This is a genomic window from Salsuginibacillus kocurii DSM 18087 (assembly GCF_000377705.1).
In the GTDB taxonomy this organism is placed as follows: Bacteria; Bacillota; Bacilli; order Bacillales; family Marinococcaceae; genus Salsuginibacillus; species Salsuginibacillus kocurii.
Genome location: NZ_KB898625.1, coordinates 104,959 through 121,070 on the forward strand (window position 1 = coordinate 104,959; position 16,112 = coordinate 121,070).

The window sequence follows — 16,112 nt, forward strand, 5'->3', positions numbered from 1 at the left end:
TTCTCGTCCCTCCTTATTTCAACCGATCGGGCGGTTCTTCTTGGTGTTTATTTTGTTTCACCTCTGAGAACAGCTCATCAGAAGCGCTTGATTGAGTGGCCGACGGCGGGGGTGGTACTTGAGGCTTGTCCGCTTGGATCATAGCAAGCAGCATGTCAACGTCTTCCTTTGTAGCGGGCTGCTTTTCTGGTTTAAGCATATAACCTAATTGTCCGTTAGATTCGATCGTTGCCCACTGCAAGTCACTGATCCGTTGCACGCTTTGCTGCCTGAGCCGGACTTCTAGCATGTCGATAGTCAGGCGCAACTTTTTTAGATTCTTTTCTATAATCTCGCCATTTTCTACGACTAGTACAGATTTACTGTAGAAAAAGCGCTCAAGCCCATCAAACTTAAGTGCTAAATACTCAATCAGAACAAGCGTCACTACGAGCAAAAAAGTAATAATCATCGTGATCCATATATTGCGGTCACTGACCGGCTGGATAATCAAAGACCCAACGGCAACCATTAATACCGTTTGTGCTACCGTGAGCTGTGAAATCGATTTTCGCCCTGCTATCCTTAAAATAAGCGAGCCGGCAAAGACGATCACCACTGCCTTCCAAATAAAGTGAAGGTCCAAGTTAACCTCTCCTCCCTTTTTGCCACTATGTATAAAGCATAGATTGATCCCGGTCATCAACCGAGAGAAGAGTCTCCATATCGCTGTCTACGTTAGTTATCTTTTGCTAACTAAGAGCGATCTATGTAACATAACCATAGTTAAAAATCTTAGGCAGGAAGCAGCATCTCCCCTTCGTCCCCTTCTACCGTTAATCTTTGGAAGGCCGTATGGTTTTGCTTCAGCTTCAAATACTATAAACCAGGGGGGATGAACCATTGCGTATTACGTTGACAAATGAAAATGAAAGAGCCGAATTAGATAAGTTTTTGAATAACCTTGAAAAAAACAGTCATTCCAAAAGTGAGAACCAAACGGTGATTCAAGCATTAAAGGAAGCGAACGTCCAAGAAGAAACGACGTCAGCTTCAAACATGTCCGAGCGAGTCCCGGATGTATCTCTTACAAAAGTTTGTAATATGCAAAATCCATGGGAATACAGTGAATGCTGGAATGAAGACGTCCCTGAATAGAGTCCTTCCCTATATGAAAAGTGGGGCTGTCCCAAAAAGACAGTCCCCTTTCTAGTCATCATATGAAAACGGTGTGATTCCGTTTGCGTCGCTGCCATATCGCAAATACAGAAGGGGGGAAATGCGCGATGCCGCACTCATCGGCAGGGACAAGACACTCAATACTCATGACACCGCACTCCGCCTTCGTCACTGCGCACCCGTTCCATTTTATAATGCTTAACACAGGCTTTTGAGTCAGCCCCTTCTTATTATTTGCTTAGCATCTCGTTGATGCTCTGTTCCAAAATGTCCAATCCTTCTTCTAAAGCATCGTCCGCGATATTCAGCGGTGGCATCACTTTAACGACTTCATCATTGATTCCTGCTGTTTCTAAAATGAGTCCATTTTCAAAGGCCTTACAGCAAATGCTGCTTCCCATTCCTTCGACATGGCAGGCGAGTCCTTTCATCAACCCTCGTCCCCGCACTTCCCCATCTAGTTCAGGGTACGTGTTCACTAATTTTTCCAGCCTTTCTTGCACGACGTTGCCTTTTTTCTCTACTCCTTTTGCAAGGGCATCATTTTGCCAATAAGTTAGCGCTTCGGTGGCAGTCACAAACGCCAAATTATTGCCGCGAAACGTGCCGTTATGTTCTCCTGGTTCCCAAATGTCATGTTCAGGCTTTAGTAAGGTAATCGCAAATGGCAGACCGTACCCGCCGATAGATTTTGATAAGCAGATAATATCCGGTTCGATGCCGGCTGGCTCGAAGCTAAAAAATGGGCCTGTCCGCCCAACGCCTGCCTGTATATCATCGATGATTAAAAAGATGTCGAATTTGCGGCATACGTCTTCTACGCGTTTGATCCAATCAAAGCTGGCTGCGTTGATCCCGCCTTCTCCTTGCACCGTCTCTAAAATAATCGCAGCCGGCTTCGCTACCCCGCTACCTCCTTCTGCTAAGAAGCGCTCCAAATAGTTTACCGTATCCGAACCATCTGCTAAAAAATTGTCATACGGCATGACGACCGCGTTATGTAACGGTATGCCTGCCCCATGACGCTTAAATTCGTTGCCGGTAATAGAAAGCGCTCCGAGCGTCATGCCGTGAAAAGCGTTCGTAAAGCTGATGATGGTGTCACGGCCGGTGATCTTCCGCGCTAATTTTAAGGCGCCTTCAACCGCATTGGTGCCAGTAGGGCCGGGAAACATCACCTTATATTTCATATTTCGCGGCTGTAAGATTTTTTGCTGTAGCTGATCAATAAAGGTTTCTTTTGCTTCTGTTGCCATGTCGAGACCATGGGTCACACCATCGCTTTCGATATAGGCAAGAAGCTTTTCTTTCATGGCTGGTGGATTGTGACCATAGTTTAAAGCGCCTGCCCCGGCGAAAAAGTCGATGAATTTGTTGCCTGCTTGGTCCCACAAATATTCGCCCTCTGCCTTTGTGAATATCGTTGGAAAGCTGCGGCAATAACTGCGCACTTCCGATTCATGTTCGTGAAAAATGTTTAAATCAGATGATAGTTGAATACCCATGACCTTTTACCTCCCTTAAATACTAAATCTGTTCTCATTTTTTCTTGTGATCGGCTTAATTTCATACGTTTGTTCTGTTTCATGATCTGTTCCCGGAAACATGCGTGGTAGAAAGCGTACGGTCTTCTCCATATTGGCTCCAACATGTCGGGCTACTTTTTCAAACAAGGCATGAGACGCTTTGTTTGAAGGAGAAATGGTCGTTTGGATGGTTGTTACATCTTCACATTCTTCGCTTTCGAGCAGCTTATCAATTAAGCTGAACGCCAGACCTTCACCGCGCTGTGATGCTGCCACCGCTACTTGCCAAACAAATAATGTCTGTTGGTCCTCCGGATGGCGGAAACCAGACACAAAGCCAACGATTTCTTTATCCACTTCAGCGACCATACACGTATTGCCAAAATACTCACATAAAATTAAATAATAATACGACGAATTTAAATCCAATACGTCTATTTCTCGGATGAGCTCCCATACTTCTTTGCCATCTTCAAGTTCTGGGTGGCGAAATGTCACAGTTGTTGTCGCAGCCAGGTTCATCCCCTCCCTATAAAAATCTATATGGTTTAATCTTTGTAAAGCGGCAAATACTTATAAGTACATCCTCTCCCCAAATCTTGAAATATCTACAAGCGTTTTTTTAGTTAAAGAAAAAGGTGGGTATGTACTATGGGTATTGTTGTGCAAAAATACGGCGGTACGTCGGTTGGGAATGTGGGCCGTATTAAACAAGTCGCAGAACGCGTAAAGCATTCTGTGCAAGCTGGCGAACAAGTCATTGTCGTCGTTTCCGCGATGGGGGACCAAACCGACAAGCTCGTGTCACTAATGTATGAAGTGAGTAACCATCCTCCACGCCGGGAAATGGACATGATGCTTACTACTGGTGAACAAGTGTCAATTGCTTTACTTTCTGCTGCCTTGCAGGAACTGAATGTACCTTCAATTTCTTATACAGGTTGGCAAGCAGGCATTTCTACAAAGTCTCAATTCGGCAACGCACGTATTGTTGATATTCATTCAGAACGGATTCTTACCGCGGTACATAGTGGAAAAGTCGTTATTGTCGCCGGTTTCCAAGGAGTAACTGAAGCAGGAGAAATCGCGACCTTGGGAAGGGGAGGATCCGATACAACTGCGGTTGCTGTAGCTGCAGCCGTTAGTGCAGAACGATGCGAAATCAACACCGATGTAGACGGGATCTACAGTACCGACCCACGTATTGTCCCACATGCCCGCAAGCTTTCTTCTGTTTCTTTCGAAGAAATGTTGGAAATGGCAGCACTTGGCGCCTCTGTCCTGCATCCGCGGGCGGTCGAAGTCGCTAAGGTGCACGGGATCAAGCTGTTAGTCCGCTCAAGTTTTTCTGATAATGAAGGAACGTTTGTAAAGGAGGCCACTATGATTGAACAAGACATCGTCGTGAGCGGCGTAGCTTATGATGAAAATGTAAGTAAAATTGAAATCCTGGATATTGAAAATGAGATGGGTGTTATTGCGGATGTGTTTAATACACTCGCTGCTGAAAACATTAATGTCGATATGATTGTGCTAAGCGAACACGGGGCGGACACCTTCGATTTAGCGTTTACGGTCGGAAAAGAAGAAGCCGAACGGACGCTCGAGATGATTGAAGCTAGAAAACTGGAATTAAAATATCGCGATGCGTTTTCCGACAAAAAAGTTGCCAAGGTGTCCATCATTGGCGCAGGTATGGTGACAAACCCTGGCGTAGCAGCAAAAATGTTTAACACCTTGGCTGAAAATGACATCGCTATGAAATTAATTACCACCTCAGAGATTAAAGTCTCTTGTCTCGTCCCTGCAAACGATGGCAAAGACGCGGTTAACGTATTGCATAGCGCGTACGGTTTAAATGCGGATTCCGACGCCTCTCGAAAAAGCGGGTGAGGTGAGGTTCGTGTAAGAGAGCAATCGCAGAGGGGCAATTTGGACGTTTTTTCGAAAAAATGGACGAAATGAGCTTCAATTTGGACGTTTCGACAATGTTCTGTTACACTTCGACAAATTTCTGTTACGTTTCAACATATAATTGGACGTTTCTAAACACTACCCCCCACAACTCCATTTTCCCATGAAAAAAGCTACCCTTTTGTGGGCAGCTTTTTTCCGTTTCTATATCAAGTTCCGCAAAATGTACGGTATGGGCCGGTGCCTGGCTCTGGCAGCTTCGTATATTCCTCTTGCTCAGACGAATAGGCGTAAGGGTCGGACAAGGCATTCATAAGCCGCTCCATCACACTGTAATCTCCGTCTTCCACTGCCGCTTCCAATGCTTCTTCCACCCGGTGGTTGCGAGGAATCACGGAAGGATTGGCGTTTTTCATCACTTCATAAGAAGATGCTGTTGCTTCGTCTTCTCTATCTAACCGTGCCTGCCACTGCTCAAACCACTGTGCAAATTCTTCCGTACCGCTCATAGGAGTGTCTTCCGGCTGGGCTAATGTCAGCGCCCGGAACGTATTGGTAAAGTCGGCACGGTGGGCTTCCATTATTCGAAGCAGCTCTTCGGCCAAGGTTTGATCCTCGTCCTCTTCCTGCTGCAACCCTAATTTAGCTCGCATTCCTGCCAGCCATTCGTTATGGTAGACCTCTTCATAGGTAGAAAGAATCTCCTGGGCCATTTCAACCGCGTGCTCTTGACTTTCATGAAGAAGTGGTACCAAAGTCTCTGCAAAACGGGCAAGGTTCCACTGCCCAATCGCTGGTTGATTCTGATAAGCATAGCGGCCTTGCATATCGATTGAACTAAAGACAGTGGCCGGGTGGTATTCATCCATGAAGGCACACGGCCCGTAATCGAAGGTTTCACCGCTGATACTTGAGTTATCGGTGTTCATCACGCCGTGAATAAAACCAACCATCTGCCATTTGGCTATCAGCGCAGCCTGACGTTTAACCACCTCATCAAACAGGGCAAGATATTTGTCTTCATTGTCTTCAATATCGGGGTAATGCCGTTCAATGGCATAGTCAGCCAGCGCCTGCAGCTCTTCTTTCGTTCCCGCACCTGCTGCATATTCAAACGTGCCGACACGGAGGTGGCTCGCAGCAACACGGGTCAGAACGGCTCCAGGAAGCTCCGTTTCGCGCATAACAGACTCTCCGGTCGTGACCACGGCAAGACTACGATTGGTCGGTATGCGAAGCGCATGCATCGCTTCACTAATCATATATTCACGCAGCATCGGCCCCAGCGCTGCGCGGCCATCACCGCCGCGAGAAAAGCGAGTGCGACCTGAGCCTTTAAGCTGCACATCCAGCCGCTCTCCAGCAGGAGTAACCTGCTCACCAAGCAGCACCGCGCGGCCGTCGCCTAACATCGTAAAGTTCCCAAACTGATGGCCCGCGTAAGCTTGCGCAATTGGTTCAGCCCCTGCAGGAAGCTGATTCCCTGCCAACTGCTCAACGCCTTCTTTACTCGCTAACTTCTTTGTATCCAATCCCAACTCGTCTGCCAATGAATGATTAAAGATAACCAGTGCCGGTGCCTGGACAGGAGCTGGTTCCACACTTTCAAAAAACAATTTCGGCAGCCGGGCATAACTATTATCAAAGTTCCACCCGGTTTCTTTTAGCTGTGTCATACTATCTCCTTTAGTTGTTTTGGCATCTTGCTATTCCGTAAAACCTTCCCCCCTACAAAAACATAGGGACGTTTTATCTTAGTGGTTTTTTCCATTTGCGTTATGGCTCATCATCTATCAAGATGCGATTGCTGTAACTTCAGCGGATAAAAGGCGGCTGCCAACTTCGCAGAACCGGGCTTAACGGAGGCTAAATTGTTGCCCCCCGCCCGTCAAAAATTTGGTTGCCATAAGCGAAGTGGCGACCAAGCCACAGTCACCCTTGTGCCCGTGCAAACGTCCGGCTAAAGTTGCTGCAAAGGTTCGACTTTTTCCATTGTGGCAGGTTCTTCCTTCATTCTGCAACTATTCGAACTCTGTGATGTTTCTATTCCTCTTTTTTACGCTAGTTAAAATTCCAATTGATGTATAACTTGCTAACAAGGACCTTTCCCTAAGCATTGCATTGGAAAGAGTTCCTGTTTTTCCTTACGGCAAATTTGTAGCTCCCATTAAATAGCGGTCGCATTCCCGAGCTGCTTGTCTCCCTTCATTAATCGCCCACACAATCAAGCTCTGGCCGCGCCGCATGTCTCCCGCAGCGAAAAAGCCGTCAATGTTGGTGTGGTGCTTTCCGTATTCGGCTTTTGCATTCGAGCGTTCATCGGTTTCAATGCCCAGGGCTTCCAGCACTCCTTGTTCCGGGCCGCTAAAACCGATGGCAAGCAAGACGAGTTGAGCGGGCCACACTTTCTCTGTACCGGGAATTTCTTTTCTAGTTTTATTGCCATTTTCATCGAATTCTTCTTTCACGTTAATCGTATGCACCTCTTTTACATGGCCATTTTCATCCCCGACAAATCTTGTCGTCTGAACCATGTAGGCACGCGGGTCCGCGCCAAACACTGCCCCTGCTTCTTTTTGCCCATACTCTATGCGGTGAACAACCGGCCACTGCGGCCACGGGTTCCCGTCCAGGCGCGTATCTCCTTTTTTCTCATGGATGTCGAATTGGGTTAAGCTTTTGCACTCGTGTCTTACGGAGGTGGCCAGACAATCAGTGCCAGTATCCCCGCCGCCGATGACGATCACGTCTTTCCCTTTTGCAGAGATATAGTCCCCGTCCTTTAGCCCGCTGTCCAATAAGCTTTTCGTATTCAAATGAAGAAAATCCATCGCATAATGAATCCCTTTTAACTCTCGTCCTTCAATCGGTATATCGCGGTGTTTCGTTGCTCCACCGCACAATACGACGGCATCAAAGTCTTTTCTCAATGCAGAAGTCGAGTAATCGGTTCCCGCTTCTGTATTTGGTAAAAAGGTGATGCCTTCTGCTTGTAAAAGGTTAACCCGCCGTTCCACCACTTTGTATGGCAGCTTCATTTCTGGAATGCCGTACGTTAACAGTCCACCGATACGGTCATGGCGTTCTAACACTGTCACCTGGTGACCGGCTTTATTCAATTGATCGGCACATGCCAAACCTGCCGGGCCGGACCCAACAATGGCTACTTTTTTACCTGTTCGCTCAGGCGGAGGGGTTGCTGTGACCCAGCCTTCTTCAAAACCTTTTTCGATAATCGCTCGTTCCACGGAGCGAATCGCAACGGGCGGTTCATTGATACCAAGTACGCAGGCGCCTTCACAGGGAGCAGGACAGGCCATGCCTGTGAATTCCGGGAAATTGTTCATTTTATGCTCACGCTCAAGCGCTTCCTTCCATTGGCCTTGATACACCAGGTCGTTCCATTCGGGGATGAGGTGATAAACCGGACAACCTGTGGTCATGCCGTTTAGCTCCGTTCCCATATGACAGGTAGGAACGCCGCAGTCCATACAGCGGGCCCCTTGCTTTTTTGCTTCGTCTTCTAACATAGGGATCGTGTAATCGTGCCAGTCCGTTGATCGTTCAGCTGGCTCTCGTTCAGGCCAAGGCTGACGCTCATAATCCATGAATCCTGTAGGCTTACCCATCGCTTACCCCCTCCAATCCCTTCCTGTCTTTGCGCGCTTCAACTGCTTGTTTGCTTTCATTAAAAGCCGTCATTGCTGCTTCTTTTTTGCTCATGCCTTCTGCTTCCAGGTTTTCTAGCCTTGTCTGCATTTCTAAATAATCTTTTGGAATGACTTTCACCAGCTTGGGCAAGATTTGTTCCCAATTGTCCAGCACCTCTTTCGCTTTTGCACTGTTCGTATAGTGGACATGCCGTTTAATCAATTCGTAGAGCCCTTGTGCTTCGTGTTCGTCAGTCACAGTCTGCAGATAAACTTGCTGTTGGTTGCATTTATCATGAAAAGCTTCGTCAAAAGCGTCGAGCACATAAGCCATCCCGCCCGACATTCCGGCGGCGAAGTTTTTCCCGGTCTGGCCCAAGACAACGACCTTGCCGCCGGTCATATATTCACAGCCGTGGTCGCCGACGCCTTCTACAACGACGTGAGCCCCACTGTTGCGGACACAAAACCGTTCACCGGCGATGCCACTAATATAAGCTTCACCGGCTATCGCTCCGTAAAAGCAGACATTGCCTGCGATGATGTTTTCTTCTGCCTTATATGTCGCTTGTTTTGCTGGAGAAATCACCAGCTTCCCGCCGGAAAGCCCTTTTCCGACGTAGTCATTTGCGTCTCCTCTTAGCTTCATCGTTAATCCTGGCGGGATAAAAGCGCCAAAACTTTGGCCGGCTGAGCCTTTGCACGTTAACTCAATCGTATCTTCCGAGAGCCCATCGCGGCCGTAACGCTTCGTAATTTCATGACCGAGGATCGTTCCTGCTACCCTGTTAATGTTGCGAATCGACACAGTCGCTTTTACCGGTTTCTGCTCTTCAATCGCTTCTTTACACAAGGGAAGCAGTTCTTGTTCATCTAACGTTTTATCAAGACCGTGAACCTGTTCGATCGTTGCATGACGGCTCACATGTTCAGGCACATCCGGCTGATAAAGAAGCGCCTTCAAATCGATATCTTTGGCTTTCCAATGATCAACATCCTGCTTGGCTGTTAATATATCGGTCCGACCTACCATTTCATTGATGGTTCTAAACCCTAATTCCGCCATCAGCTCTCGTACTTCCCGTGCAATAAATTGCATGAAATGAACGACATGCTCGGGAGCGCCAATAAACTTTTTCCGTAATTCCGGGTCCTGCGTAGCCACTCCGACCGGGCAGGTGTCTAAATGACAGACTCTCATCATCACACAGCCTAGGACGACGAGCGGCGCGGTGGAAAAACCAAATTCCTCAGCTCCGAGCAAAGCCGCCACCACTACATCCCGGCCGGTCATCATTTTGCCGTCCGTTTCCACCACAATTCGATCCCGTAAGCGATTCAGCAACAGGGTCTGATGGGTTTCAGCGAGACCGACTTCCCACGACATGCCGGTATGCTTAATACTCGTGCGCGGCGCAGCCCCCGTGCCGCCGTCATAACCGCTTATAAGCACAAGGTCGGCGCGGCCTTTTGCCACCCCGGCCGCAATCGTCCCCACTCCGGCCGCAGCGACCAGCTTCACGCTAATTCTTGCGTTCGGGTTCGAATTTTTTAAGTTATGAATCAACTCAGCCAAGTCTTCAATTGAATAAATATCATGGTGCGGAGGTGGGGAAATCAACGCTACGCCCGGGGTCGACCTTCTCACTTCAGTAATCCACGGATAGACCTTTTTGCCCGGCAGGTGTCCGCCTTCACCAGGCTTAGCCCCTTGAGCGATTTTGATTTGAATTTCATCGGCGTTTGTTAAATAATGGCTGTTCACGCCAAAACGGCCGGAAGCCACTTGCTTAATCGAACTACGGCGCCAGTCTCCGTTTTCCTCCTTGGTGAAGCGAGCGATATCTTCTCCTCCTTCACCGGAATTGCTGCGGCCGCCGATGCGGTTCATCGCGATGGCCAACGCTTCGTGAGCTTCTTCACTAATTGAACCATACGACATGGCTCCCGTTTTGAACCGTTTGACAATTTCTTCTTCAGGCTCTACTTCTGCTATTGGGATCGGCTCTCTTTTATTAAAAGCAAGTAAGCCGCGCAAAGACTGGAGATTGTGAACCGGGTCAGTGATTAGCTTAGAATACTCTTTAAAGAGTTCATAGTTGTTCGTTCGACAGGCTTGCTGCAATAAATGGATCGTATGCGGGTTATATTGATGGTCCTCTCCGTCATGCCGCCACTGAAAATCATCCCCTGCTTCTAACCTTGACGTGCCACCTCTTTTATCGTGAAAGGCTTTCCGGTGCCTGAGCAAGGTTTCTTCAGCGATTGTCTCGAGGCCAATCCCTTCCAACTGTGAGGACGTGCGGGTAAAGTACTTGTTTATTACGTCCGAATGAAGGCCGACTGCTTCAAAAATCTGGGCGCCGCGATAGCTTTGAATAGTAGAAATGCCCATTTTCGACAGCACTTTAACGACCCCGTCCGTAGCTGCTTCTACAAATGTCTTCACAGCTTCTTCCGGCGATGTAACCCGGAGATCACCATTTGCAATGAGCTGCTCTAATGAGGCAAACGCTAGATACGGGTGAATCGCTTCTGCTCCGTAGCCAAGCAGCATTGCAAAATGATGAACTTCTCGCGGTTCCGCCGAATCAACGAGCAGGCTTGCTTTCGTGCGGATGCCTTTGCGGATTAAATGATGATGAAGGCCGGATACAGCTAACAATGCCGGTATCGCCGCTTGTCCTTCATTAACGCCACGGTCCGATAAAACGAGCAATCTAGCCCCGGCTTGTATGGCTTGTTCAGCTTCGGTACATAACGAGTCCAGTCTTTTTTCAAGCGACGAGGCATCCTTCCCGACCTCAAACAAAATCGATAAGGTTCTCGCCTTAAATCCTTTCAACTGATTATGACGGAGTTTTGCCAGTTCCTTGCTTGTGAGAATTGGCGTTTCCAGCCGAATCTTTTGGCAACTTTCCGGCTCCGGGTTGACGAGACTGCCTTCACGCCCGATGGTCGTGCGTACAGCTGTAATAATTTTTTCGCGGATAGCATCAATTGGGGGGTTCGTTACTTGGGCGAACAGTTGCTTGAAATAGTTATATAAAAGCTGAGGCCGTTCAGATAACACAGCCAACGGTGAATCATAGCCCATTGAGCCGACCGGATCTTTCTTGTCGGTCACCATCGGCTTTACTAACTTGTTTAACTCTTCCGTTGTATAGCCAAACGCTTGCTGTAGGATCGTAACCTGGTTCGGCTTCACTGTATCGTCCTGTTTTTGAAGAGACAGGTCTTCTAGATTCAAGGTGTGTTCGTTTACCCATTTCATATAAGGGTATTCACAAGCGATTTCTTGCTTAATTTCCTCATCGGCAATCACCCTGCCCTCTTCAAGGTCGACGAGGAGCATTTTGCCGGGGTGAAGCCTTTCTTTATATTTAATATCTTCCGGGTATGTGTCGAGCACGCCGACTTCCGAGCCGAAAATAATCATGTCGTCCTTGGTCACATAATACCTCGCCGGCCGTAAACCATTACGGTCGAGGCAAGCCCCGATCTGCCTACCATCTGTATAAACAATAGCTGCCGGCCCGTCCCACGGCTCCATCATGCAGCTGTGGTACTCGTAAAACGCTCGTTTTTCTTCATTCATTCGTTCATCGTTCACCCATGGCTCAGGGACCATCATCATTGCGGTATGAGCGAGCGAACGTCCAGATAGATGCAGAAATTCAAAACAATTATCAAACATGGAAGAATCACTGCCGTCTGCATCAATTACAGGCAATACCTTGGCCAGCTCGTCTTTTGGAAACGCCTCTGAATGACAGTACTGTTCACGTGCCCGCATCCAGTTGACATTTCCTCGCAAGGTGTTAAATTCCCCGTTATGGATCGTAAATCGATTCGGATGGGACCGCTCCCAACTTGGAAATGTATTGGTGCTGAAACGAGAATGTACGAGAGCAAGAGCCGATTTAAAATCGGGATGATTCAAATCAATATAAAACGAATCTAGCTGCTCAGGAATGAGCATGCCTTTATAGACAATCGTCGTAGTAGACAAACTGCAAAAATAAAAGGCCTCCGGAATGTCGTGTGTTTCTTTTTCAGCACGCTTGCGAACGATATACAATTTTCGCTCAAAGTCAAGGCGGTCATATGTGTTATCAGCTGGAGCAACAAACATTTGTCGGATGAACGGCTTCGACTTTTTGGCATGGTCGCCGACAAAGGAATCATTCACAGGTACCGTGCGCCAGCCTAAAAACGTTTGTCCTTCTTCTTTAACAATCCGTTCAACCAGTTGCTCACAGCTTTTGCGGATGTCAGGGTTCTGCGGTAAAAACACCATGCCGACCGCATAGGTTCCTTCGGCAGGCAGCTCGATGTCTAGCTTTTCACACGTATGTTTAAAAAAGGAATGGGGTATTTGCGTCATAAGACCGGCCCCGTCACCGGTGCTGATATCTGCTGACTGTCCTCCGCGATGTTCCAGATTACAAAGTATCGTAATCGCGTTCTGTACGATATCATGAGATTTCTTCCCATTAATGTGAGCAATCATCCCGATGCCGCACGCGTCGTGTTCGTTTTCCGGGTGATATAAGCCTTGAGGCAACGGATAGCCATAGGACGATTTCATGCAAACACTCCCTTGTAAATTCATGCTCATGCGGTGTAGTTTTCGTAATATTGGAAGTGATTATTCGAGAATCACGTTCTGTGAACGATTTCGCATAATGCGAACCGTAAGCATGTTGAAAAACAAGGTTTGTGAATACGAATTCACAACCGTAGTCATCTGGGCACATTATGCTAAAAAAGCTTGGCAAAGCCAAGTCTACGGCGGAGGCTGACCCTTGAGTTGTACGTCTACCGTTTCCTTCAACGATTTATACTTTCTTACGGTGTAAAAAACCTCGTGAGCAAAGTAACACTCACGAGGTTTTCAGATTATGACTTATGCAATTTAGATTTAGATTCCTACCCCAATAGAGAATAAGAAGATGGAGAGAATCAAGCCTAACAGCGGTACAATGACCGTTAACGCACCGACTGCTGCATATGCGGTCCGATGTGTTTCACCGCATATCACTCGAATCGTGGTAACTGTATACCCCCCGTGTGGCAGGGAGTCAAGTGCTCCTGACGCTAAAGCAACAATCCGGTGCAAGGCTTCGGGATGAACCCCTTGTTCCAAAAAGTCAGGGCCGAGAATCGGCAAGGCGATTTCCTGCCCGCCTGAGGCCGAGCCCGTCAGACCGACAATGGCTAACACCGCAATCGCCGCTCCAATTAACGGCTCACCTGGCACGTCAGTCATCACCGTAACCGCGCTGTCAAAGGCAGGCGTGGCCTGCGCTACAGTACCAAATCCTACCACAGCAGCAGTATTAGCAATAGCAAGTAATGCTCCGAAGGTACCATTTGATGCGGAAGTCCATACATTTTCCAAATAGCGGCGATTCAACAACCAGGCTGAAAATACACCACTAGAAAGCGCAATAATTAACGCGGATTCTTCAAGCGTATCATGGAACAAAAAGGCCATAATCAAAACGACAGCAAGCGGGATCCCAGATAGAGCTGGATTCGGCAATTCCCGTTCTACCTCGACCGGGTCTCCCTCTCGTTCATCAAAGCGCTCGCCTTTTTTCACGGCACGGTTAATCATCCATTTCAACCAAACGTAGCCTGTTACCATCATGAAAATAGCGACAATTAAGCTAACTTCCCAGCCAGCATACGCTGTCGTGCCGAGGTGGGGAATTGGAATCCAGTTTTGGATTTCCGGTGAACCAGCTGAAGTCATTGTAAACGTCACCGACCCAAAGGCTAGAGCCGCTGGAATGAAACGGCGCGGCAAGTCTGCTTGTTTGAAAAGACTTAAAGCCATTGGATATACCGTAAAACCGACAATAAATAAGCTGACACCACCGTAAGTTAAAACTGCACAAGCGGCTACTACCGCAAGAACTGCATATTTTAACCCAAGCCTGTCCACCACCCACTTCGATACACTGTCTGCGGACCGGCTGTCTTCCATTACTTTACCGAAGATGGAACCAAGTAAAAACATTAAAAACCATGAACCGACAAAACCAGCAAAGCCGTCCATGTAATCGCCAACATAACTAGCCTCCCCTTCTCCCACCATCTGCGGAAAAAGAGGAATACCACTTAATACGGCTAAAAATAATGCGCTCAGAGGGGCGGCGACAAGCAAGTTCATGCCGCGCATCGTTAGCGTAATTAATAGAACAAGACCTCCAAGCAAACCAATCATGCTGAACATAAGAATTCTCCTTTACCGTATGCGGTTAAAGAAAACTTGGCAACGCCAAGCCTACGGCGGAGGCTGACCCTTGAGTTGCACGTCTACCGTTTCCTTCAACAATTTATACTTTCTTACGGTGTGAAAAAGGAAGCTGGGAGTCTCCCCAGGTTCCTTTTTTAGTTTGCTTACTGGTTCTCATAACGCCGCACGCGCAAGGAAGCTTGTTCTTTATGCCCCATGAAGCCTTCCAGCTCGCATAAGCGCTCTGCGTATTTACCAATTTCAACACTAGCTTCTTTGGTAGCACGCTGGTACGTGCAGTTCTTCAAGAATTTGCCGACCCACAAGCCGCCGGTATACTTTGCTGCTTCTTTAGTCGGAAGCGTATGGTTGGTGCCGATTACTTTATCACCATAAGCCACGTTCGTTTCTGGTCCTAAGAACAAGGCACCGAAGTTCGTCATGTTCTCGAGGAAATAATCCGGATTATCGGTTAATACTTCAACATGCTCATACGCTAATTTATCTGCTTCGCGTACCGCTTCATCGATATCATCAACGAGAATGATCGAACCATTGTCGCGCCAAGCCACTTCCGCTACATCTGCTGTAGGTAGCGTTTCAAGCTGGCGGGCAATTTCGTCCTCTAACGATTCAGCAAGCGTTCGAGAGGTGGTAATTAATGCGCCCGGTGATGTCGGACCGTGTTCCGCCTGGCCGAGAATGTCTGTTGCTACCATTTCCACGTCTGCGGTTTCATCTGCAATCACAAGCGTTTCTGTTGGACCGGCAAACAAGTCGATGCCGACACGGCCGTAGAGCTGGCGCTTCGCTTCTGCAACAAAGGCATTCCCTGGTCCTACAATCATGTCGACCGGGTCGATCGTTTCTGTTCCAACTGCCATTGCGGTCATCGCTTGAACACCACCAAGCAGATAAATTTCATCGGCACCGGCCATATGCATGGCAGCGACTGTAGCTGCTGGGATTTCACCATTTGCTGGAGGTGTGCAAGCAATCACTCGGTCTACGCCAGCTACCTTCGCTGTCAAAATACTCATGTGGGACGAGGCCACCATTGGATAACGACCGCCCGGAATGTAGCAGCCAACACTGTTTACTGGAATGTTTTTATGGCCCAAAATCACGCCAGGACGCGTTTCCACTTCAATATCTTGAATGGACTCCCGTTGATGACGGGCAAAGTTTTCAATCTGCTCCTGAGCAAACTTAATATCGTCAATCACATCGTCTGGAAGGTCAGCAATCACTTGTTCAATCTGTTCAGACGAAAGGCGAAAGCTTTCCGGCGACCAGTTGTCGAACTTTTCCGATAGCTCGCGCACAGCTTGATCTCCGCGGTCTTCTACGTCTTTAATAATACCGCTTACCGCATTTTGTACTTTTGTATCTGCTTCTTGTTTTTCTTGGTCGGTCTTTCCCTGCTTAAGAAAAGTAGCCATACATCTATCCGCTCCTTAAGTTTCAATTATTCTATGAATACGTATTTATTATAAAAAGAAAGCGTTTTATTGTAAACGGTTAATTTCTGAAAACTCAATGTAAGCTTGGCACAGCTGAAAAAATTTTTAAAAATGAGGTGTCAAAATGAATTGAAAGATGGAAATAACGGGGGTT

10 protein-coding genes are annotated in these 16,112 nt (G+C 47.7%); 2 read left to right on the forward strand and 8 right to left on the reverse strand.

Going from position 1 to position 16,112, the window contains the following annotated elements:
* Positions 1-13: 13 nt before the first annotated feature.
* Complete coding sequence (locus D469_RS0107180; protein ID WP_018922707.1) at positions 14-625, reverse strand: DUF421 domain-containing protein; 612 nt, start codon at positions 623-625, stop codon at positions 14-16.
* Positions 626-882: 257 nt separating this feature from the next.
* Here D469_RS0107180 and D469_RS0107185 point away from each other — a divergent pair, with 257 nt between their 5' ends.
* The gene (locus D469_RS0107185) at positions 883-1,137 is read left to right on the forward strand and encodes a hypothetical protein (protein WP_018922708.1); all 255 of its coding nucleotides are present in this window, start codon (positions 883-885) and stop codon (positions 1,135-1,137) included.
* A 251-nt stretch (positions 1,138-1,388) separates the two neighbouring features.
* On the opposite strand, the gene ectB is transcribed toward D469_RS0107185, so the two are convergent.
* Both ectB and ectA read right to left on the reverse strand, forming a co-directional pair.
* Positions 1,389-2,663: a diaminobutyrate--2-oxoglutarate transaminase gene (gene ectB, locus D469_RS0107190; protein ID WP_018922709.1), complete on the reverse strand. Its 1,275-nt coding sequence runs from the start codon at positions 2,661-2,663 to the stop codon at positions 1,389-1,391.
* Between the two features lie 15 nt (positions 2,664-2,678).
* On the reverse strand, positions 2,679-3,206 hold the full coding sequence (gene ectA, locus D469_RS0107195) for a diaminobutyrate acetyltransferase (protein ID WP_018922710.1): 528 nt from the start codon (positions 3,204-3,206) through the stop codon (positions 2,679-2,681).
* A 129-nt stretch (positions 3,207-3,335) separates the two neighbouring features.
* On the opposite strand from ectA, the gene D469_RS0107200 reads away from it, so the two are divergent.
* Positions 3,336-4,577, forward strand: coding sequence for an aspartate kinase (locus D469_RS0107200; RefSeq protein WP_018922711.1), 1,242 nt, complete (start codon positions 3,336-3,338; stop codon positions 4,575-4,577).
* Positions 4,578-4,807: 230 nt separating this feature from the next.
* On the opposite strand, the gene D469_RS0107205 is transcribed toward D469_RS0107200, so the two are convergent.
* From D469_RS0107205 to hisD, 5 genes are all read right to left on the reverse strand, one after another.
* Positions 4,808-6,274 (reverse strand): protein adenylyltransferase SelO, encoded by a 1,467-nt coding sequence (locus D469_RS0107205; RefSeq protein ID WP_018922712.1) that lies wholly within the window; start codon positions 6,272-6,274, stop codon positions 4,808-4,810.
* Between the two features lie 468 nt (positions 6,275-6,742).
* Positions 6,743-8,227 carry a glutamate synthase subunit beta gene (locus D469_RS0107210; protein WP_018922713.1) on the reverse strand — a complete coding sequence of 495 codons (1,485 nt, stop codon included), beginning with the start codon at positions 8,225-8,227 and terminating at the stop codon, positions 6,743-6,745.
* Positions 8,220-12,839 (reverse strand): glutamate synthase large subunit, encoded by a 4,620-nt coding sequence (gltB, locus tag D469_RS0107215; protein ID WP_018922714.1) that lies wholly within the window; start codon positions 12,837-12,839, stop codon positions 8,220-8,222. Before gltB ends, D469_RS0107210 begins: the two co-directional genes overlap by 8 nt.
* A 333-nt stretch (positions 12,840-13,172) precedes the next feature.
* Complete coding sequence (locus D469_RS0107220; RefSeq protein ID WP_018922715.1) at positions 13,173-14,492, reverse strand: GntP family permease; 1,320 nt, start codon at positions 14,490-14,492, stop codon at positions 13,173-13,175.
* Positions 14,493-14,659: 167 nt separating this feature from the next.
* The gene (gene hisD, locus D469_RS0107225; RefSeq protein WP_018922716.1) at positions 14,660-15,937 is read right to left on the reverse strand and encodes a histidinol dehydrogenase; all 1,278 of its coding nucleotides are present in this window, start codon (positions 15,935-15,937) and stop codon (positions 14,660-14,662) included.
* Positions 15,938-16,112: the final 175 nt, after the last annotated feature.

What these genes read in the sequence shown, in the direction of transcription:
- ectB (WP_018922709.1), bottom strand. Translation starts at nt 2,663, where the DNA reads ATGGGTATTCAACTATCATCTGATTTAAACATTTTTCACGAACATGAA.
- ectA (WP_018922710.1), bottom strand. Translation starts at nt 3,206, where the DNA reads ATGAACCTGGCTGCGACAACAACTGTGACATTTCGCCACCCAGAACTT.
- D469_RS0107200 (WP_018922711.1), top strand. Translation starts at nt 3,336, where the DNA reads ATGGGTATTGTTGTGCAAAAATACGGCGGTACGTCGGTTGGGAATGTG.
- D469_RS0107205 (WP_018922712.1), bottom strand. Translation starts at nt 6,274, where the DNA reads ATGACACAGCTAAAAGAAACCGGGTGGAACTTTGATAATAGTTATGCC.
- D469_RS0107210 (WP_018922713.1), bottom strand. Translation starts at nt 8,227, where the DNA reads ATGGGTAAGCCTACAGGATTCATGGATTATGAGCGTCAGCCTTGGCCT.
- gltB (WP_018922714.1), bottom strand. Translation starts at nt 12,839, where the DNA reads ATGAAATCGTCCTATGGCTATCCGTTGCCTCAAGGCTTATATCACCCG.
- D469_RS0107220 (WP_018922715.1), bottom strand. Translation starts at nt 14,492, where the DNA reads ATGTTCAGCATGATTGGTTTGCTTGGAGGTCTTGTTCTATTAATTACG.
- hisD (WP_018922716.1), bottom strand. Translation starts at nt 15,937, where the DNA reads ATGGCTACTTTTCTTAAGCAGGGAAAGACCGACCAAGAAAAACAAGAA.